This window comes from Streptococcus mitis (assembly GCF_003942965.1).
Classification (GTDB): Bacteria; Bacillota; Bacilli; order Lactobacillales; family Streptococcaceae; genus Streptococcus; species Streptococcus mitis_BH.
Window position 1 is genome coordinate 31,624 of the sequence record NZ_RJOG01000015.1, and the last position, 20,648, is coordinate 52,271.

16 protein-coding genes and 1 pseudogene are annotated in these 20,648 nt (G+C 38.9%); 15 read left to right on the forward strand and 2 right to left on the reverse strand.

The features are described from left to right. Window positions 1–34: 34 nt before the first annotated feature. The 10 genes from D8837_RS05865 (at window position 35) to D8837_RS05910 (ending at window position 12,965) form a co-directional block, all read left to right on the forward strand. Window positions 35–3,136 carry a DNA polymerase III subunit alpha gene (locus tag D8837_RS05865; protein ID WP_185755678.1) on the forward strand — a complete coding sequence of 1,034 codons (3,102 nt, stop codon included), beginning with the start codon at window positions 35–37 and terminating at the stop codon, window positions 3,134–3,136. An 81-nt stretch (window positions 3,137–3,217) separates the two neighbouring features. Continuing rightward, the gene (gene pfkA / locus D8837_RS05870) at window positions 3,218–4,225 is read left to right on the forward strand and encodes a 6-phosphofructokinase (protein WP_000820863.1); all 1,008 of its coding nucleotides are present in this window, start codon (window positions 3,218–3,220) and stop codon (window positions 4,223–4,225) included. Between the two features lie 59 nt (window positions 4,226–4,284). Continuing rightward, window positions 4,285–5,790, forward strand: a complete 1,506-nt coding sequence (pyk, locus tag D8837_RS05875) for a pyruvate kinase (RefSeq protein ID WP_125456487.1) — start codon at window positions 4,285–4,287, stop codon at window positions 5,788–5,790. Between the two features lie 214 nt (window positions 5,791–6,004). Further along, window positions 6,005–7,264, forward strand: a complete 1,260-nt coding sequence (locus D8837_RS05880; protein ID WP_125456488.1) for a UDP-N-acetylglucosamine 1-carboxyvinyltransferase — start codon at window positions 6,005–6,007, stop codon at window positions 7,262–7,264. A 15-nt stretch (window positions 7,265–7,279) separates the two neighbouring features. Further along, window positions 7,280–7,831 (forward strand): GNAT family N-acetyltransferase, encoded by a 552-nt coding sequence (locus D8837_RS05885; RefSeq protein ID WP_125456497.1) that lies wholly within the window; start codon window positions 7,280–7,282, stop codon window positions 7,829–7,831. Beyond that, on the forward strand, window positions 7,824–9,101 hold the full coding sequence (spxR, locus tag D8837_RS05890; protein ID WP_125456489.1) for a CBS-HotDog domain-containing transcription factor SpxR: 1,278 nt from the start codon (window positions 7,824–7,826) through the stop codon (window positions 9,099–9,101). The genes D8837_RS05885 and spxR overlap by 8 nt, the downstream gene beginning before the upstream one ends. A gap of 15 nt (window positions 9,102–9,116) precedes the next feature. Beyond that, a complete protein-coding gene (locus D8837_RS05895; protein WP_000631543.1) occupies window positions 9,117–9,977 on the forward strand; it encodes a methionyl aminopeptidase in 861 nt (286 codons plus the stop codon). A gap of 164 nt (window positions 9,978–10,141) precedes the next feature. After that, window positions 10,142–10,849, forward strand: coding sequence for a thiol-disulfide oxidoreductase-associated membrane protein CcdA2 (ccdA2, locus tag D8837_RS05900; RefSeq protein WP_125456490.1), 708 nt, complete (start codon window positions 10,142–10,144; stop codon window positions 10,847–10,849). Between the two features lie 11 nt (window positions 10,850–10,860). Then, entirely contained in the window at window positions 10,861–11,427 is a 567-nt protein-coding gene (gene sdbB, locus D8837_RS05905; protein WP_125456491.1) for a thiol-disulfide oxidoreductase-associated lipoprotein SdbB, read from the forward strand. Window positions 11,428–11,549: 122 nt separating this feature from the next. Beyond that, window positions 11,550–12,965, forward strand: coding sequence for an APC family permease (locus D8837_RS05910; protein ID WP_125456492.1), 1,416 nt, complete (start codon window positions 11,550–11,552; stop codon window positions 12,963–12,965). A gap of 223 nt (window positions 12,966–13,188) precedes the next feature. On the opposite strand, the gene D8837_RS05915 is transcribed toward D8837_RS05910, so the two are convergent. Continuing rightward, a complete protein-coding gene (locus D8837_RS05915) occupies window positions 13,189–14,043 on the reverse strand; it encodes a YitT family protein (RefSeq protein WP_125456493.1) in 855 nt (284 codons plus the stop codon). A 140-nt stretch (window positions 14,044–14,183) separates the two neighbouring features. On the opposite strand from D8837_RS05915, the gene D8837_RS05920 reads away from it, so the two are divergent. The 3 genes and pseudogenes from D8837_RS05920 to tnpA all read left to right on the forward strand — a co-directional run. Then, window positions 14,184–15,023, forward strand: coding sequence for a DegV family protein (locus D8837_RS05920; RefSeq protein WP_049500761.1), 840 nt, complete (start codon window positions 14,184–14,186; stop codon window positions 15,021–15,023). 106 nt (window positions 15,024–15,129) lie between these two features. Further along, entirely contained in the window at window positions 15,130–15,405 is a 276-nt protein-coding gene (locus D8837_RS05925; protein ID WP_001284640.1) for an HU family DNA-binding protein, read from the forward strand. A 204-nt stretch (window positions 15,406–15,609) separates the two neighbouring features. Further along, window positions 15,610–15,916 (forward strand): annotated as a pseudogene (tnpA, locus tag D8837_RS05930) (IS200/IS605 family transposase); the annotation flags it as partial. Between the two features lie 316 nt (window positions 15,917–16,232). Here tnpA and D8837_RS05940 read toward each other — a convergent pair. After that, window positions 16,233–17,219, reverse strand: coding sequence for an L-lactate dehydrogenase (locus D8837_RS05940; RefSeq protein WP_125447766.1), 987 nt, complete (start codon window positions 17,217–17,219; stop codon window positions 16,233–16,235). Between the two features lie 194 nt (window positions 17,220–17,413). Here D8837_RS05940 and gyrA point away from each other — a divergent pair, with 194 nt between their 5' ends. Next, a complete protein-coding gene (gene gyrA / locus D8837_RS05945) occupies window positions 17,414–19,882 on the forward strand; it encodes a DNA gyrase subunit A (protein WP_125456494.1) in 2,469 nt (822 codons plus the stop codon). Then, window positions 19,882–20,625, forward strand: coding sequence for a class A sortase (locus D8837_RS05950; protein WP_033681684.1), 744 nt, complete (start codon window positions 19,882–19,884; stop codon window positions 20,623–20,625). Before gyrA ends, D8837_RS05950 begins: the two co-directional genes overlap by 1 nt. Window positions 20,626–20,648: the final 23 nt, after the last annotated feature.

Consider the following 20,648-nt stretch of genomic DNA (forward strand, 5'->3'; position numbering starts at 1 on the left):
TAATATAGTGAGAACGATAGAGGAGAAGTGTAAATTGATCGCACAACTAGATACAAAAACAGTCTATAGTTTTATGGAGAGCGTCATTTCGATCGACAAGTATGTGAGAGCAGCTAAAGAATTCGGCTACACTCATCTGGCCATGATGGATATTGATAATCTTTATGGTGCTTTTGACTTTCTAGAGGTTACAAAAAAATACGGAATTCATCCTTTATTAGGGCTTGAAATAAATGTGCTTGTAGATGATAAAGATGTGAATCTGCGCTTTTTAGCTTTATCTAGTGTGGGCTATCAGCAGTTGATGAAGCTTTCAACAGCTAAGATGCAGGGGGAGAAAAGTTGGTCAGTTCTATCACAGTATCTAGAGGATATTGCGGTAATTGTGCCTTATTTTGAAGAACTTGAGTTGTTAAATCTAGGTTGTGATTACTATATAGGGGTTTATCCAGAAACACTGGCCAGCAAATTTCATCATCCTATTTTACCACTGTATCGGGTCAATGCTTTTGAATGCAGGGATAGAGAAGTTTTACAAGTCTTAACAGCGATTAAAGAAAATCTCCCCCTCAGAGAAGTTCCCTTGCGTTCGAGACAAGATGTTTTTATATCAGCAAGTTCTTTAGAGAAACTATTCCAAGAACGTTTTCCTCAAGCCTTGGAAAACTTAGAAAAGCTTATTTCAGGTATTTCTTATGATTTGGATACTAGTCTGAAACTGCCTCGCTTTAATCCATCTAGACCAGCAGTAGAAGAGTTGAGAGAACGCGCTGAGCTTGGGCTTGCTCAGAAGGGGTTGACTAGTAAAGAATATCAAGACCGCCTAGACCAAGAATTAGCTGTTATCCATGATATGGGCTTTGACGATTATTTCTTGGTTGTCTGGGATTTGTTGCGTTTTGGACGTTCAAATGGCTATTATATGGGAATGGGACGAGGTTCCGCAGTTGGTAGCTTGGTTTCCTATGCTTTAGATATTACAGGTATTGACCCAGTAGCGAAAAATCTTATTTTTGAACGTNTCCTCAATCGTGGACGCTATACCATGCCTGATATTGATATTGATATTCCTGATATTTATCGTCCAGATTTTATCAGATATGTTGGTAATAAATATGGTAGTAAACATGCAGCTCAAATCGTTACTTTTTCTACCTTTGGGGCCAAGCAAGCTTTACGTGATGTTTTGAAGCGCTTTGGTGTGCCAGAGTATGAATTATCTGCAATTACCAAGAAAATCAGTTTTCGTGATAATCTCAAGTCGGCCTATGAAGGGAACCTACAGTTTCGTCAGCAAATCAATAGTAAGTTAGAATACCAAAAAGCCTTTGAAATTGCCTGCAAGATTGAGGGTTATCCAAGACAAACCTCTGTCCATGCGGCTGGTGTTGTAATCAGTGACCAAGATTTGACCAACTACATCCCTCTAAAGCATGGTGACGAAATTCCACTGACTCAGTATGATGCTCATGGAGTCGAAGCAAGTGGACTTTTGAAGATGGATTTTCTGGGACTAAGAAATTTGACCTTTGTCCAGAAGATGCAAGAATTACTTGCAGAAACAGAAGGTATTCATATAAAAATAGAAGAAATCGATTTGGAAGACAAAGAAACTCTAGCTTTATTTGCTTCTGGTAATACTAAAGGGATCTTTCAATTTGAGCAACCTGGCGCTATTCGCCTACTTAAACGTGTTCAACCAGTCTGCTTTGAAGATGTCGTAGCGACTACTTCCCTAAATCGACCAGGTGCTAGTGATTATATCAATAATTTTGTGGCAAGAAAGCATGGGCAGGAAGAAGTGACTGTGTTGGATCCAGTGCTGGAGGATATTTTGGCTCCAACCTATGGCATTATGCTCTATCAGGAGCAGGTTATGCAGGTAGCTCAGCGTTTTGCTGGATTTAGTCTTGGGAAAGCCGATATTTTACGTCGGGCTATGGGGAAAAAGGATGCCTCTGCCATGCATGAGATGAGAGAATCCTTTATCCAAGGGGCATTAGAAGCTGGCCATACAGCGGAAAAGGCAGAGCAGGTCTTTGATGTCATGGAGAAGTTTGCAGGTTATGGGTTTAACCGATCTCACGCCTATGCTTACTCAGCCTTGGCCTTCCAGCTAGCCTATTTCAAAACGCATTATCCAGCCATTTTTTATCAGGTCATGTTGAATTCTGCCAACAGTGATTATGTAACAGATGCCTTAGAAGCAGGTTTTGAAGTAGCCCCATTGTCCATTAATACTATTCCCTATCACGATAAAATTGCCAACAAGTCTATCTATCTAGGTTTGAAATCGATTAAGGGGCTCAGCAAGGATTTGGCGCTTTGGATTATCGAACATAGACCTTATTCTAATATTGAAGATTTTTTATCTAAACTACCTGAGAATTATCTGAAACTTCCCTTGCTGGAACCTTTGGTAAAAGTTGGTCTTTTCGATTCATTTGAAAAAAATCGTCAAAAAGTATNCAATAATTTAGCTAATCTATTTGAATTTGTGAAAGTATTAGGAAGCTTATTTGGAGAGACCATTTACAGTTGGCAAAATTCGGAGGACTGGTCGGAGCAAGAAAAATTCTATATGGAACAAGAGCTTCTAGGAGTAGGCGTCAGTAAACATCCCCTACAAGCTATTGCAAGTAAGGCTGTTTACCCAATTACACCAATCGGAAATTTGTCAGAAAATAGTCATTCTATTATATTGGTTGAAGTTCAGAAGATAAAAGTAATTCGTACCAAAAAGGGTGAAAATATGGCTTTCTTACAGGTGGATGACAGTAAGAAAAAATTGGATGTTACACTCTTTTCAGATTTATATCGACAGGTTGGTCAGGAAGTAAGAGAAGGGGCCTTCTACTATATCAAAGGGAAAGTCCAGTCACGTGATGGCCGTCTGCAAATGATTGCACAAGAAATAAGAGAAGCAGTTGCTGAGCGCTTTTGGATTCAGGTGAAAAATCATGATTCGGATCAAGAAATTTCGAGAATTTTAGACCAGTATAAAGGCCCAATCCCAGTCATTATCAGGTATGAAGAGGAACAGAGAACGATTGTTTCTCCCCATCATTTTGTAGCTAAATCTGATGAATTAGAAGCGAAATTGAATGGAATAGTTATGAAAACGATTTATCGCTAAAATTACGGAAAATAGAAGAATTTTCAACGTAAATGTGGTATAATCAGTAAGAATGTTAAAAGAAAAAGGAGCATAACCAATATGAAACGTATTGCTGTTTTGACTAGTGGTGGAGACGCCCCTGGTATGAACGCTGCCATCCGTGCAGTTGTTCGTCAAGCAATTTCAGAAGGAATGGAAGTATTTGGTATCTATGATGGATATGCTGGTATGGTTGCTGGTGAAATTCATCCCCTAGATGCGGCTTCAGTAGGAGACATCATTTCTCGTGGTGGTACTTTCCTTCACTCAGCTCGCTACCCAGAGTTCGCTCAACTTGAAGGGCAACTTAAAGGGATTGAGCAATTGAAAAAACACGGGATTGAAGGTGTAGTTGTTATCGGTGGTGACGGTTCTTACCACGGTGCTATGCGTTTGACTGAACACGGCTTCCCAGCTATCGGTCTTCCAGGTACAATCGATAATGATATCGTTGGTACTGACTTCACAATCGGTTTCGACACAGCGGTTACTACTGCTATGGACGCTATCGATAAGATTCGCGATACATCATCAAGTCACCGTCGTACATTTGTTATCGAAGTTATGGGTCGTAACGCTGGTGATATCGCTCTTTGGGCTGGTATTGCAACTGGTGCTGATGAAATCATCATTCCTGAAGAAGGATTCAAGATTGAAGATATCGTAGAAAGCATTAAATGTGGTTATGAGTGTGGTAAAAAACACAATATCATCGTTTTGGCAGAAGGTGTGATGTCAGCAGCTGAATTTGGTCAAAAACTTAAAGAAGCTGGAGATACAAGCGACCTTCGTGTGACAGAACTTGGACATATTCAACGTGGTGGTTCTCCAACTGCGCGTGACCGTGTTTTGGCGTCACGTATGGGTGCGCATGCCGTTAAACTTCTTAAAGAAGGTATTGGTGGTGTTGCGGTTGGTATCCGTAACGAGAAAATGGTTGAAAACCCAATTCTGGGAACTGCAGAAGAAGGAGCTTTGTTTAGCTTGACTGCAGACGGTAAGATTGTGGTTAACAACCCACACAAAGCTGACCTTGAGCTATCTAGCTTGAATAAGAGCTTGTCATAATTTATAATTATTGTTAATAAGACCAAAAAGGTCATATATATAAAGGAGTCACAAAAATCATGAACAAACGTGTAAAAATCGTTGCAACTTTGGGACCTGCGGTAGAAATCCGTGGTGGTAAAAAATTCGGTGATGACGGATACTGGGGTGAAAAACTTGATGTTGAAGCTTCAGCTAAAAACATTGCCAAATTGATTGAAGCTGGTGCTAACACATTCCGTTTCAACTTCTCACACGGTGACCACCAAGAACAAGGTGACCGTATGGCAACTGTTAAACTTGCTGAAAAACTTGCAGGTAAAAAAGTTGGTTTCCTTCTTGATACAAAAGGACCAGAAATCCGTACTGAATTGTTTGAAGGAGATGCCAAAGAGTACTCTTACACAACTGGTGAGAAAATCCGTGTTGCAACTAAACAAGGAATCAAATCAACTCGTGATGTGATTGCATTGAACGTTGCTGGTGCTCTTGATATCTATGATGATGTTGAAGTTGGTCGTCAAGTTTTGGTTGACGATGGTAAACTTGGTCTTCGTGTAGTTGCTAAAGATGACGCAACTCGTGAATTCGAAGTTGAAGTTGAAAACGATGGCGTAATTGCTAAACAAAAAGGTGTTAACATTCCTAACACTAAAATTCCTTTCCCAGCTCTTGCTGAACGTGATAACGACGATATCCGCTTTGGTCTTGAACAAGGAATTAACTTCATCGCGATTTCATTCGTACGTACTGCAAAAGACGTGAACGAAGTTCGTGCAATCTGTAAAGAAACTGGAAACGGACACGTTCAATTGTTCGCTAAAATCGAAAATCAACAAGGTATCGATAACTTGGATGAAATCATCGAAGCTGCAGATGGTATCATGATTGCTCGTGGTGACATGGGTATCGAAGTACCATTCGAGATGGTTCCAGTTTACCAAAAAATGATTATCAAGAAAGTCAATGCTGCAGGTAAAGTTGTTATCACTGCAACAAACATGCTTGAAACAATGACTGAAAAACCACGTGCAACTCGTTCAGAAGTATCAGACGTATTCAACGCTGTTATCGACGGAACTGACGCTACAATGCTTTCAGGAGAGTCTGCAAACGGTAAATACCCACTTGAGTCAGTAACTACAATGGCTACAATCGACAAGAACGCTCAAACTCTTCTTAACGAATACGGACGTTTGAACTCAGATTCATTTGAACGTAACTCTAAGACAGAAGTAATGGCTTCAGCTGTTAAAGATGCTACTAACTCAATGGACATTAAATTGGTTGTAACTCTTACTAAGACAGGTCACACTGCACGTTTGATTTCTAAATACCGTCCAAATGCTGACATCTTGGCATTGACATTCGACGAATTGACAGAACGTGGATTGATGTTGAACTGGGGTGTTATCCCAATGTTGACAGATGCTCCATCATCAACTGACGATATGTTTGAAATTGCTGAACGTAAAGCAGTTGAAGCAGGTCTTGTACAATCTGGTGACGATATCGTTATCGTAGCAGGTGTACCACTTGGAGAAGCTGTACGTACAAACACAATGCGTATCCGTACAGTACGTTAATCTAACACTAAAAAGCCTATCATATCAAGCTTTCTAGCCTGTATGATGGGCTCTTTTTTTGTACCGAGGGGCAAATAATTTTTAAGTAAGCTTGGTAACTATACAAATACGATTCAGCTAATATAATTGAAAATGATGGAAAAAAAGGTGAATTTATGATATACTTTAATGCAGGACCTTTTTAGAAATTTTGAAAGAGTATAAAAAATTTAAAATGAGAAAAATTGTTATCAATGGTGGCTTGCCCCTGCAAGGTGAGATTACCATTAGTGGCGCAAAAAATAGTGTAGTAGCTTTGATTCCGGCTATTATCTTGGCTGATGATGTGGTGACTTTGGACTATGTTCCAGATATTTCGGATGTAGCAAGTCTTGTTGAAATTATGGAATTGATGGGAGCTACTGTTAAGCGTTATGAAGATGTCTTGGAGATTGATCCAAGAGGGGTTCGAAATATTCCAATGCCTTATGGGAAAATCAATAGTCTTCGTGCATCTTATTATTTTTATGGAAGTCTTTTAGGTCGCTTTGGTGAAGCTACTGTTGGTTTACCTGGTGGATGTGATTTGGGACCACGTCCTATCGACTTACACCTTAAGGCTTTTGAAGCTATGGGTGCCACTGTTAGCTACGAGGGAGATAACATGAAGTTATCTGCTAAAGATTCAGGACTCCATGGTGCAAGTATTTACATGGATACGGTTAGTGTGGGTGCGACGATTAATACGATGATTGCTGCGGTTAAAGCAAATGGTCGTACTATTATTGAAAATGCAGCCCGTGAACCTGAGATTATTGACGTTGCTACTCTCTTGAATAATATGGGTGCTCATATCCGTGGTGCTGGAACCAATATTATTATTATTGATGGTGTTGAGAAATTACATGGAACGCGTCATCAGGTGATTCCAGACCGTATTGAAGCTGGTACATATATTTCCTTAGCTGCTGCAGTTGGTAAGGGAATTCGTATTAATAATGTACTATACGAACACCTGGAAGGATTTATTGCTAAGTTGGAAGAAATGGGAGTGAGAATGACTGTATCTGAAGACAGTATTTTTGTCGAGGAACAGTCTAATTTGAAAGCAATCAATATTAAGACAGCTCCTTACCCAGGCTTTGCTACTGACCTGCAACAACCAATTACTCCTCTCTTGTTAACAGCAGAAGGGCGTGGTACCATTATTGATACCATTTATGAAAAACGTGTAAACCATGTCTTTGAACTAGCAAAGATGGATGCGGATATTAAGACTACAAACGACCATATTTTATATACCGGAGGACGTAGTTTACGTGGTGCAAGTGTAAAAGCTACTGACCTTAGAGCTGGGGCCGCACTTGTCATTGCTGGTTTGATGGCTGAAGGTAAAACTGAAATTACAAATATTGAGTTCATCTTACGTGGTTATTCAGATATTATTGAAAAATTACGTAATCTAGGAGCGGATATTACACTTGTTGAAGAATAAACCGTAGAGGTGTTTATGAATATTTGGACCAAATTAGCAATGTTTTCTTTTTTTGAAACGGATCGCTTGTATTTGCGTCCTTTCTTTTTTAGTGATAGTCAGGATTTTTATGAGATAGCTTCGAATCCAGAAAATCTTCAATTTATTTTCCCAACTCAAGCTAGTCCAGAAGAGAGTCAATATGCGCTGGCCAATTATTTTATGAAGTCTCCTTTAGGTGTATGGGCTATTTGTGACAAGAAAACTGAAAAAATGATTGGTTCAATTAAGTTTGAAAAGCTAGATGAAATTAAAAAAGAAGCAGAACTTGGTTATTTTTTGAGAAAAGATGTATGGTGTCAAGGTTTTATGACAGAAGTTGTAAGAAAACTTTGCCAACTTTCTTTTGAGGAATTTGGTTTAAAACAATTATCCATCATCACCCACCTTGAAAATGAAGCTAGTCAACAGGTTGCTCTTAAGTCTGGATTTCGATTGATTCGTCAGTTTAAAGGAAGTGATCGCTATACAAAAAAAATGCGTGATTATCTTGAGTTTCGCTTTGTAAAGGGAGAAATTAATGAGTAAACACCAAGAAATTCTAAGTTATTTGGAAGAATTACCTGTTGGTAAAAGAGTCAGTGTTCGAAGTATTTCCAACCATCTAGGAGTCAGTGATGGAACGGCTTATCGGGCCATTAAAGAAGCTGAAAATCGTGGAATTGTAGAGACTCGTCCAAGAAGTGGTACTATCCGTGTTAAATCTCAGAAAGTTGCTATTGAAAGATTAACATTTGCAGAAATTGCAGAAGTGACTTCTTCTGAGGTTTTGGCTGGGCAAGAAGGTTTAGAGAGAGAATTTAGTAAGTTTTCAATCGGTGCCATGACTGAGCAAAATATTTTGTCTTACCTTCATGATGGGGGACTCTTGATTGTCGGAGACCGGACTCGTATTCAATTATTAGCGCTGGAAAATGAAAATGCCGTTCTTGTGACAGGTGGATTTCAGGTTCATGATGATGTGATTAAACTGGCTAATCAAAAAGGAATTCCTGTTTTAAGAAGCAAACATGACACTTTCACCGTTGCGACCATGATCAATAAAGCCTTGTCAAATGTTCAAATCAAAACAGATATTTTGACAGTTGAGAAACTGTACCGTCCGAGTCATGAGTATGGTTTTTTGAGAGAGACTGACACTGTTAAAGATTATTTGGACTTGGTACGTAAGAATCGTAGTAGTCGTTTCCCTGTTATTAATCAACATCAGGTTGTTGTTGGGGTTGTTACTATGAGAGATGCTGGTGATAAGTCACCAAGTACAACAATTGATAAGGTCATGTCTCGTAGTCTATTTTTAGTTGGATTATCTACAAATATTGCCAATGTGAGTCAACGGATGATTGCTGAAGATTTTGAAATGGTACCAGTTGTTCGTAATAATCAAACCTTGCTTGGGGTTGTAACCAGACGAGATGTCATGGAGAAGATGAGTCGTTCCCAAGTTTCGGCTCTACCAACTTTTTCTGAGCAGATTGGTCAAAAACTTTCTTATCACCATGATGAAGTAGTGATTACAGTGGAACCCTTTATGCTAGAGAAGAACGGTGTTTTGGCTAATGGTGTATTAGCAGAAATTCTGACCCACATGACTCAAGATTTGGTTGTGAATAGTGGTCGCAATCTCATTATCGAGCAGATGCTAATCTACTTTTTGCAGGCTGTTCAGATAGATGATACACTGCGCATTCAAGCACGCNTTATCCACCATACTAGACGGTCAGCTATTATTGATTACGATATTTATCATGGTCATCAGATTGTTTCAAAAGCAAATGTAACCGTTAAAATTAATTAGAAACTAGGAGAAAAAATGATAACATTAAAATCAGCTCGTGAAATTGAAGCTATGGATAAGGCCGGTGATTTTCTAGCAAGTATTCATATCGGCTTGCGTGATTTGATTAAGCCTGGAGTAGATATGTGGGAAGTTGAAGAATACGTTCGCCGTCGTTGTAAGGAAGAAAATTTCCTTCCACTTCAGATTGGGGTTGACGGTGCCATGATGGACTATCCTTATGCTACTTGTTGCTCTCTTAACGATGAAGTAGCTCACGCTTTCCCTCGTCACTATATCTTGAAAGATGGTGATTTGCTCAAGGTTGATATGGTTTTGGGAGGTCCTATTGCTAAATCTGACCTGAATGTCTCAAAACTAAACTTCAACAATGTGGAGCAAATGAAAAAATACACCCAGAGCTACTCTGGTGGCCTAGCAGACTCATGTTGGGCTTATGCTGTTGGTACGCCGTCCGAAGAAGTGAAAAACTTGATGGATGTAACCAAAGAAGCTATGTACAAGGGAATCGAGCAAGCTGTTGTTGGAAATCGTATTGGTGATATTGGTGCAGCTATTCAAGAATACGCTGAAAGTCGTGGTTACGGTGTAGTACGTGATTTGGTTGGTCATGGTGTTGGCCCAACTATGCATGAAGAACCAATGGTTCCTAACTATGGTATTGCTGGTCGTGGACTTCGTCTCCGTGAAGGAATGGTCTTGACTATTGAACCGATGATCAATACAGGTGACTGGGAAATCGATACAGATATGAAGACTGGTTGGGCGCATAAGACCATTGACGGTGGCCTATCTTGTCAATATGAACACCAATTTGTCATTACTAAGGATGGTCCGGTAATCTTGACTAGCCAAGGAGAAGAAGGAACTTATTAAAATAATTAAAGGAAGATTGAAGAAAAAGTCGACTTGGACAACTTTCTTCAATCGTTTTCTTTTATCTAACATCATAGTAAAAACAGTTAACCGTAGCAAACTTGATACAAATTTTAACATTTATAGTACAATAGGTTTAAACTCTTAAGAAAGTAGGTTTTTTATTGGAAACGATATTATTTTCAATCTCCGTTTTTTTAGCAGGGGTCTTGTCCTTCTTTTCACCTTGTATTTTTCCTCTATTACCAGTTTATACTGGAATTTTGTTGGATGATCAGGAAAGCGCAAAAAGCTTCTCTTTGTTTGGAAGAAAGGTTGCCTGGTCGGGTTTGATTCGGACGCTTTGCTTTATCGCAGGTATTTCTCTCATTTTCTTTATTCTAGGTTTTGGTGCGGGTTACTTTGGTAATATTCTCTATGCCAAATGGTTTCGCTATACTATGGGTACGATTATCATCATTCTAGGCCTTCACCAGATGGAAATTTTTCATTTTAAGAAATTAGAGGTTCAAAAAAGCTTTACTTTTAAGAAATCCGCAGCCAATCGTTATTGGTCAGCCTTTTTACTCGGTATTACCTTTAGTTTTGGTTGGACGCCTTGTATTGGTCCTGTTTTGAGTTCTGTTTTAGCACTTGCGGCTTCTGGAGGCAATGGCGCTTGGCAAGGAGCAATCTATACCTTGATATACACTCTGGGGATGGCCATTCCTTTCTTGGTCTTGGCCCTAGCTTCAGGAATAGTGATGCCTTATTTTAGTAAAATTAAACGTCATATGATGCTACTGAAGAAAATTGGTGGTTTCCTCATTATTTTAATGGGAATTTTGTTACTATTAGGACAAGTAAATGTTCTAGCTGGAATTTTTGAATAAAGGAGAAAAAGATGAAAAAAGTAATGTTTGCTGGCTTAAGCCTCTTGTCATTAGTCATATTGATTGCCTGTGGTGAGGAAGAGACTAAAAAGACTCAAGCTCCACAACAATCCCCAAAACAACAGCAACAAACGACTGTACAACAAATTGCTGTTGGAAAAGATGCGCCAGACTTCACTTTGCAATCTATGGATGGTAAAGAAGTTAAGTTATCTGATTATAAGGGGAAAAAAGTCTACTTGAAGTTTTGGGCTTCATGGTGTGGTCCATGTAAGAAAAGTATGCCAGAGTTGATGGAATTAGCTGCGAAACAAGATCGTGATTTTGAAATTCTTAGTGTCATTGCACCAGGAATTCAAGGTGAAAAAACTGTCGAGCAATTCCCACAATGGTTCCAAGATCAAGGTTATAAAGATATCCCAGTACTTTATGACACAAAAGGAACCACCTTCCAAGCTTATCAAATTCGAAGCATTCCTACAGAATACCTGATTGATAGTCAAGGAAAGATTGGCAAGATTCAATTTGGTGTTATCAGCAACGCGGATGCAGAAGCAGCCTTTAAAGAAATGAACTAGAATAGATAAAAATCTGATTACAAGAGAGTAGTCAGATTTTTTTAGAAAAATATTTTATAAATATTCACAAATATCCCATATTTATGGTAAAATAGAATCATCATTTTATTTTGGAGTCAAAGATGAATATATTTAGGACAAAGAATGTTAGTTTAGATAAAACAGAGATGCACAGGCATTTGAAGTTATGGGATTTGATTTTGTTAGGTATCGGAGCCATGGTAGGGACAGGTGTCTTTACAATCACAGGTACTGCAGCTGCAACTCTAGCGGGTCCAGCCCTAGTGATTTCAATCGTCATTTCTGCCTTGTGTGTGGGATTATCAGCCCTCTTTTTTGCAGAATTTGCTTCACGAGTACCTGCTACAGGTGGTGCCTACAGTTATCTCTATGCCATCTTAGGAGAATTCCCAGCCTGGTTGGCAGGTTGGTTAACCATGATGGAGTTCATGACAGCTATATCAGGTGTGGCTTCAGGTTGGGCAGCGTATTTTAAAGGCTTGCTCTCTCAATACGGGATAGCCCTTCCTCAGGCTTTAAATGGTACCTTTAATCCTCAAGCAGGGACATTTGTTGATTTATTGCCTATTCTTGTCTTGGTTCTAGTTACCTCGCTTGTTTTACTCAATGCTAAAGCAGCCTTACGCTTTAATTCAATGCTAGTTATTTTGAAATTTTCCGCTTTAGCTCTCTTTGTTTTAGTAGGAATTTGGCATATCAAGCTTGATAATTGGAGCAATTTCGCTCCTTACGGTTTTGGACAAATCTATGGCGCTAGTACCGGTATTATGGCTGGTGCTTCCTTAATGTTCTTTGGATTTTTGGGATTTGAATCCATCTCTATGGCTGTAGATGAAGTCAAGACTCCTCAAAAAAATATTCCTAGAGGGATTGTCTTATCGCTTTCGATCGTAACCATTCTATATGCCTTGGTTACTCTTGTTTTGACTGGTGTTGTCCATTATAGCCATCTAAATGTCGATGATGCCGTTGCCTTTGCTCTTCGCAGCGTTGGGATTAGTTGGGCAGCCAACTATGTGTCATTAGTGGCTATTTTGACCTTGATTACGGTTTGTATCTCGATGACCTATGCCCTATCTCGTATGATTTACAGCTTAGCTCGTGATGGATTGATGCCTGTTGCCTTTAAAGAACTGACCAAAACAAGCAAGGTACCCAAAAATGCTACTATCTTGACAGGTCTAGCTTCAGCAGTAGCAGCAGGAATCTTCCCTCTTGCTAGTATCGCAGCCTTCTTAAATATTTGTACCTTGGCCTACTTGATCATGCTAGCTTATGGCCTGATTCGTTTACGGAAAGAAAAAGGGATGCCAAAATCTGGAGAATTTAAAACACCATTGGTACCCTTGTTACCCATTTTATCAATCATCATTTGTTTATCCTTTATGTTGCAGTATAATATGGAAACCTGGATTGCTTTCCTAGTTGCTTTGTTGATAGGAAGTATCATTTACTTTACTTATGGCTATCAGCATTCTATTTTAGAAATGATTCGAACTTCTGAAAATAATAAATAAAAAAGGCTTAGAAAGATTTAATTATAGTCTTTCTAAGTCTTTTATTTTTTATAAAATTTTAGAGCTATAGTACAATAAAAATCTAATAAAGAATTAGGTTTTATTATCAATCATTATCATTTTTTACACTAGCAGATATTAATAAGTGGAACAGATAAAGCATATTATCAGTAGATACTATTATGGTTAACTTTAATGAAAGAAATTTCCAGATTAATTAAATTTATATTTCTTCTTTTTCAAAGGTAAATCCTTCACCAAGGATTTCGTGAGCTTCTGTAATAGTGATAAATGCTTGAGGATCAATTCGATGAATCATTTCCTTCATTTTAACAATTTCATTTCTGCCGACAATACAATAGATGATTTTCAAATCTTCTTTACTATAGTAGCCTTGACCTGAGATGAAAGTAACACCTCTTCCTAGGTCATCATTAATCGCTTTAGCAAGTTGATCAGGACGTTTTGTAATAATCATAAATCCTTTACCTGCATAGCCACCTTCGCCAATCAAATCAATGACACGAGAAACAATAAAATCAAACAAGAGCGTGTAGGTAACCAATCTCAAATCTTTGAAGATTAGGAGAATAAGCATGAGAATACAAAAATCTAAGATAAAGAGCAACTTCCCCATAGATATATGAGTGTATTTGTTGAGAATACGAGCTAGAATATCGGTTCCTCCAGTTGTACCACCAGCATTAAAGATAATTCCAAGGCCAATTCCCAATAGAATCCCAGCTATAAGGGCTGTAATCAGTAAATCACCTTGCAGATCAATATGAAGGGGAATACGCTCAAAAAAAGCCAACCAGGCGGACAGAGCTAAGGTCCCTAGTAAACTGGAATAGAGGGATTTGGCTCCAAATATTTTCCAAGCTAGGATGAAAAGGGGAATGTTAATCAGCAAGTTCATGAGAGAAACAGGGATTTTAAAAAGATAAAAGGTGATGAGGGTAATACCTGTCGCCCCTCCTTCAAAGAGATGATGAGGAACTACAAAATAAGTCAACCCAAAAGCATAGATAGCAGCACCTAGTAAAATGGTTAAAATGGGATAAATTTTTTTAATCATAGGGACCTCTTTTCTTATAAGTAGATTATATCAAATTTTTAAGGAAAATTTGAATGACTCCATTAGGATTTTTAATCTTTTTTTGATATAATTAAAAGTAAGAAAACCAATCTGAATCCTAAAATAGAAAGATTGATACTATGACAAAAATTAAGATTGTAACCGATTCATCTGTTACTATTGAACCTGAACTAGTAAAACAATTAGATATCACTGTTGTTCCGTTATCTGTAATGATTGATAATGTTGTCTATTCTGATGCGGATTTGAAAGAAGAAGGTAAATTTCTTCAGTTGATGCAAGAAAGTAAAAATCTTCCGAAAACAAGTCAGCCACCTGTAGGTGTCTTTGCTGAAGTTTTTGAAGACCTATGTAAAGATGGTAGCCAGATTCTTGCTATTCATATGTCTCATGCCCTTTCTGGTACTGTAGAAGCGGCACGTCAAGGTGCTAGCTTATCTACTGCCGATGTGACAGTTATTGATAGTTCCTTCACTGACCAAGCCTTGAAATTCCAAGTTGTTGAGGCTGCAAAATTAGCGCAAGAAGGCAAGGAGTTGGAGGAAATCTTATCTCATGTAGAAGAGGTTAAAAACCACACAGAACTCTATATTGGCGTTTCGACTTTGGAAAATCTTGTTAAAGGTGGACGAATTGGGCGTGTAACTGGATTGTTGAGCTCCCTTCTCAATATCCGTGTTGTCATGCAGATGAAAGACCATGAATTGCAGCCAATCGTTAAAGGTCGTGGAGCTAAAACCTTTAAAAAATGGTTAGATGAGTTAATAACATCGCTCTCTGAACGTTCTGTAGCAGAGATTGGAATTTCATATTCTGGTAGTGCTGATTGGGCAAAAGAGATGAAAGAAAGCTTACAAGCTTATGTTGAAAAGCCAATTTCAGTTTTGGAAACGGGCTCTATTATTCAAACTCACACGGGTGAGAATGCTTGGGCTATTTTAGTACGTTACCACTCCTAAAAAATAAATAAAATGGGAAGAAATAGAGTTTTTAACTTGACCAAAAAGGGATTTTAGGATATGATTATATTTGTTAATTAGAAATTATATTGGAGGAATCATTAACATGGCAAACAAACAAGATTTGATCGCTAAAGTAGCAGAAGCTACAGAATTGACTAAGAAAGACTCAGCAGCAGCAGTTGAAGCTGTATTCGCAGCAGTAACAGAATACCTTGCAGCTGGTGAAAAAGTTCAATTGATCGGTTTTGGTAACTTTGAAGTTCGTGAGCGTGCTGCACGTAAAGGTCGCAACCCACAAACTGGAAAAGAAATCAAGATTGCAGCTTCTAAAGTTCCAGCATTTAAAGCTGGTAAAGCTCTTAAAGACGCTGTTAAATAATCAGCCTTTAAAAAGCCTATTGTTCAAGCTTTATAGCTTGGTCAGTAGGCTTTTTTATTATGTGAATATTAGTCTGTATCGCTCCGTTAAGTGCGAGACAAAAGCCTCCCACTATGTGGGTGCGCATCGAAGGTTATACACCAAAACTCCAAACACGCTACAATTAAGTTGTTCAAGCTAATTGTAAAGCGAAAGGAGAAAAATATGGCTCAAAAAGCACATAGTTTATCACATACAAAATGGATGTGTTCTATCACATAGTATTTCCCCTAACTATAGACGAAAAGTCATCTATAATAAATATCGAAGTAGTTTGAGAAAAATATTCTATGGATTATGCAGTTATAAAGGAGTTGAAATTATCGNGGGTCACTTAATGCCAGACCATGTACATATGTTAGTAAGTATTCCACCTAGAATTAGCGTGGCAAGTTTTATGGGATATTTAAAAGATCAAAGTGCTCTAATTATATTCGATAAACACGCCAATTTGAAATATAAGTTTGGGAATTGACATTTTTAGTTAGAGGGATATTGTTTTAGATAAGTTAAGTGTAAAAGAATAAGAGGATTACTTTAGGGATAGTAGTAAGTAATACCTAAGCGTCTTTAAGAGGCAGGTGAAGAGTCAAGAGAATTAAGCTGGAACAAAGTGAAAGCCAGCGTCTTTAGGCGCTGGCTGATAATTTGGGCNTATAGCACTGGTGCAATCCACTCATCAGTACACTAACGGGTGTTATTTGTCTCGTACCTGACGGATTGTCTCGCACCTGACGGAGCGACCACATAAAGAGAAAGGTTCTCACAAGATGAGAACCTAGTTACAATTAGTTTTTAGAAGCTGTTTGGAATTCTGGATTTTTCCATGCTTCATCAATGATAGCTTGCAATTCTTTAGCAGATGCTTGCATTTTTTGAGTTTCTGCGTCGTTCAATGGGATATTTACTGGACGAACAATACCATGTGCACCAACAACAGCTGGTTGACCGATAAAGACGTTTTTAACTCCGTATTGACCTTCTTGGAATACTGAAAGTGGAAGTACTGCGTTTTCATCGTCAAGGATTGCTTTAGTGATACGAGCAAGGGCTACTGCGATACCGTAGTATGTTGCACCTTTTTTGTTGATGATTGTGTAGGCTGCATCACGAACACCTTCGAACAATTCAATCAATTCAGCTTCTTGAACATTTTGAGTGTCTTTAAGGAATTCTTCAAGGTTTACACCAGCGATGTTAGCGTGTGACCAAACAGCGAACTCAGAGTCACCGTGTTCACCCATGATGTAGGCGTGCACTGAACGAGCATCAACATCAAGTTTTTCAGCAAGTGCTTGACGGAAACGAGCTGAGTCAAGTGAAGTACCTGAACCGATAACGCGTTCTTTAGGGAAACCAGAGAATTTCCAAGTTGAGTAAGTCAAAACGTCAACTGGGTTAGCGGCAACAAGGAAGATACCTTTGAAACCTGATTCAACAACTTGAGTTACGATTGATTTATTGATAGCAAGGTTTTTACCTACAAGGTCAAGACGAGTTTCACCTGGTTTTTGAGGAGCACCTGCAGTAATCACAACAAGGTCAGCGTCTGCACAGTCAGAGTATTGAGCTGCGTAGATTTTTTTAGGTGAAGTGAAGGCAAGGGCGTGACTAAGGTCAAGCGCGTCACCAACAGCTTTTTCATGCAATTGTGGAATTTCAATAATTCCAAGCTCTTGTGCAATTCCTTGGTTAACAAGTGCAAAAGCGTAAGAAGAACCTACAGCACCATCACCGACAAGGATAACTTTTTTGTGTTGTTTAGTTGAAGTCATTATTCTAAACATCTCCTTAATTTTATTCAGGGATTTCCCCAGTTACTTCAATTCTATCACTTTTAAAAAGCTTTGTCACGGATATGCCTTTCAGTTCTTGATGTAAACGTTTTAGCGATTGTATATACCTGAAATATGGAAGACATTATGGTATAATATTGTTAATTACTAATTGTGAAATGAGGCATTTATTAATGCAGGATAAAAATTTAGTGAATGTCAATCTGACAAAGGAGATGAAGACGAGCTTTATCGACTACGCCATGAGTGTTATCGTAGCGCGGGCTCTTCCTGATGTTCGAGATGGCTTGAAACCTGTTCACCGTCGAATTCTCTACGGAATGAATGAATTGGGTGTTACTCCAGACAAACCTCATAAAAAATCTGCTCGTATTACAGGGGATGTCATGGGGAAATACCACCCACACGGAGATTCCTCAATCTATGAAGCCATGGTTCGTATGGCTCAATGGTGGAGCTACCGTTACATGCTTGTCGACGGGCATGGGAACTTTGGTTCTATGGATGGAGACGGTGCTGCCGCCCAGCGTTACACTGAGGCGCGTATGAGCAAGATTGCTCTGGAGATGCTTCGTGATATCAATAAAAATACGGTTGATTTCGTTGATAACTATGATGCCAATGAACGTGAACCTTTAGTCCTTCCAGCTCGTTTTCCAAATCTTTTAGTTAATGGAGCTACTGGTATCGCTGTCGGTATGGCGACCAATATTCCACCTCATAACTTGGGTGAAACTATTGATGCTGTGAAGTTGGTCATGGACAATCCTGAAGTGACCACTAAGGATTTGATGGAAGTCTTGCCTGGGCCAGATTTTCCAACTGGTGCCCTTGTTATGGGGAAATCAGGTATTCATAAAGCTTACGAAACAGGTAAAGGTTCGATTGTTCTTCGTTCTCGTACTGAAATCGAAGAAACTAAAACTGGCCGTGAGCGTATCGTTGTAACAGAATTTCCTTACATGGTCAATAAAACAAAGGTGCATGAGCATATTGTTCGTTTGGTTCAGGAAAAACGCATTGAGGGTATCACAGCAGTACGTGATGAGTCAAACCGTGAAGGGGTTCGATTTGTTATCGAAGTAAAGCGCGATGCCTCTGCAAATGTAATCCTAAACAATCTCTTCAAGATGACCCAGATGCAAACCAACTTTGGTTTCAATATGCTTGCTATCCAAAATGGGGTGCCGAAGATTTTGTCTCTTCGTCAGATTTTGGATGCTTATATCGAGCACCAAAAAGAAGTGGTTGTTCGTCGTACCCGTTTTGACAAGGAAAAGGCAGAGGCGCGTGCGCATATCTTAGAAGGTCTCTTAATCGCACTAGACCATATCGACGAAGTGATTCGTATTATCCGTGCTAGTGAAACGGATGCGGAAGCGCAAGCTGAGTTGATGAGCAAGTTTAAGCTTTCTGAACGTCAAAGTCAGGCTATCCTAGATATGCGTCTTCGTCGTTTGACTGGATTGGAACGTGATAAGATTCAGTCTGAATATGATGACCTCTTGGCTCTGATTGCGGATTTAGCAGATATTCTTGCTAAGCCGGAACGTGTTTCTCAAATAATCAAAGACGAATTAGATGAAGTCAAGCGTAAGTTTGGCGACCAACGTCGTACAGAGTTGATGGTCGGTGAAGTCTTGAGCCTTGAAGACGAGGATTTGATTGAAGAATCGGATGTCTTGATTACACTGTCTAACAAAGGCTACATCAAACGTCTGGACCAAGCTGAGTTTACCGCTCAAAAACGTGGTGGTCGTGGTGTTCAAGGAACCGGTGTTAAGGATGACGATTTTGTCCGTGAGTTAGTGTCAACTAGCACCCATGATCACCTGCTCTTCTTTACAAATAAAGGGCGTGTCTATCGCCTGAAAGGCTATGAAATTCCTGAATATGGTCGTACTGCTAAGGGATTGCCGATTGTCAATCTTTTGAAATTAGATGAAGGCGAAAGTATTCAGACCATCATCAATGTTGAGTCTGAACGTAGTGATGATGCTTATCTCTTCTTCACAACTCGTCATGGTATTGTGAAGAGAACCAGCGTTAAGGAATTTGCTAACATTCGTCAGAATGGACTTAAGGCTTTAAACCTCAAGGATGAAGATGAGTTGATTAATGTCTTGTTGACGGAAGAAGATACGGATATTATCATTGGTACCAAGTTTGGTTATGCAGTTCGCTTTAATCAATCAGCTGTTCGTGGCATGAGTCGTATCGCCACTGGTGTGAAAGGTGTTAACCTTCGTGACGGAGACACAGTTGTTGGTGCTAGTGTGATTACAGACCAGGATGAGGTCCTTATCATCACAGAAAAAGGATTTGGTAAGCGCACCGTTGCGACCGAATATCCAACAAAAGGTCGTGGTGGTAAAGGAATGCAAACTGCTAAAATTACGGAAAAGAATGGCTCCCTTGCTGGTCTTATGACCGTTAAAGGTGATGAAGATTTGATGATTATCACTGATACAGGTGTCATGATTCGAACCAACGTTGCCAATATTTCACAAACAGGTCGCTCAACTATGGGAGTTAAGGTGATGCGCCTGGACCAAGATGCTAAAATTGTAACCTTTACGACGGTTGCAGCGGCAGAAAAAGAAGAAGTTGGGACAGAAAACGAAACAGAAGGTGAAGCATAATGTCTCATAAAAAGAATAATAAGAAAATCAAACGAAAAAATCTGCTGACAAATATATTGGCTGTTTTTCTCATACTGATCTCTATTGCTTTAATTTTTAATGCAAAGATTCGTGACGCTTTTATTGCTTGGAATAGCAATAAATACCAAGTTAGTCAAGTATCAAAAGAAAAAATAGAAGAAAATCAGGATACAGAGGGAAATTTTGATTTTGATTCAGTAAAAGCTATTTCCTCTGAAGCTGTTTTAGCCTCTCAATGGGATAATCAAAAATTACCTGTTATCGGAGGAATTGCAATACCTGAGCTTGAAATTAATTTACCTATCTTTAAGGGGATTGCAAATGTCAATCTTTTATATGGTGCGGGTACCATGAAGCGTGACCAAGAAATGGGTAAAGGGAATTATTCATTAGCTAGCCATCATATTTTCACAGGTGATAATGCTAGTCAGATGCTCTTTTCTCCACTAGATCGTGCGAAAAAAGGGATGAAAATTCACTTGACAGATAAGAATAAAGTGTATACCTATGAAATTAGTGAAGTGAAACGAGTTACACCAGATAGAGTAGATGAAATTGATGACCGAACTGGTGTTGATGAAATTACTTTAGTAACTTGTGAGGATGCAGCAGCTACTGAGCGGATCATTGTAAAGGGTGATTTGAAAGAAACAAAAGATTATTCACAAACATCTGATGAAATTCTGACAGCCTTCAATCAACCATATAAACAATTTTATTAGTTCTAAAAGAATCAGTGAAGATT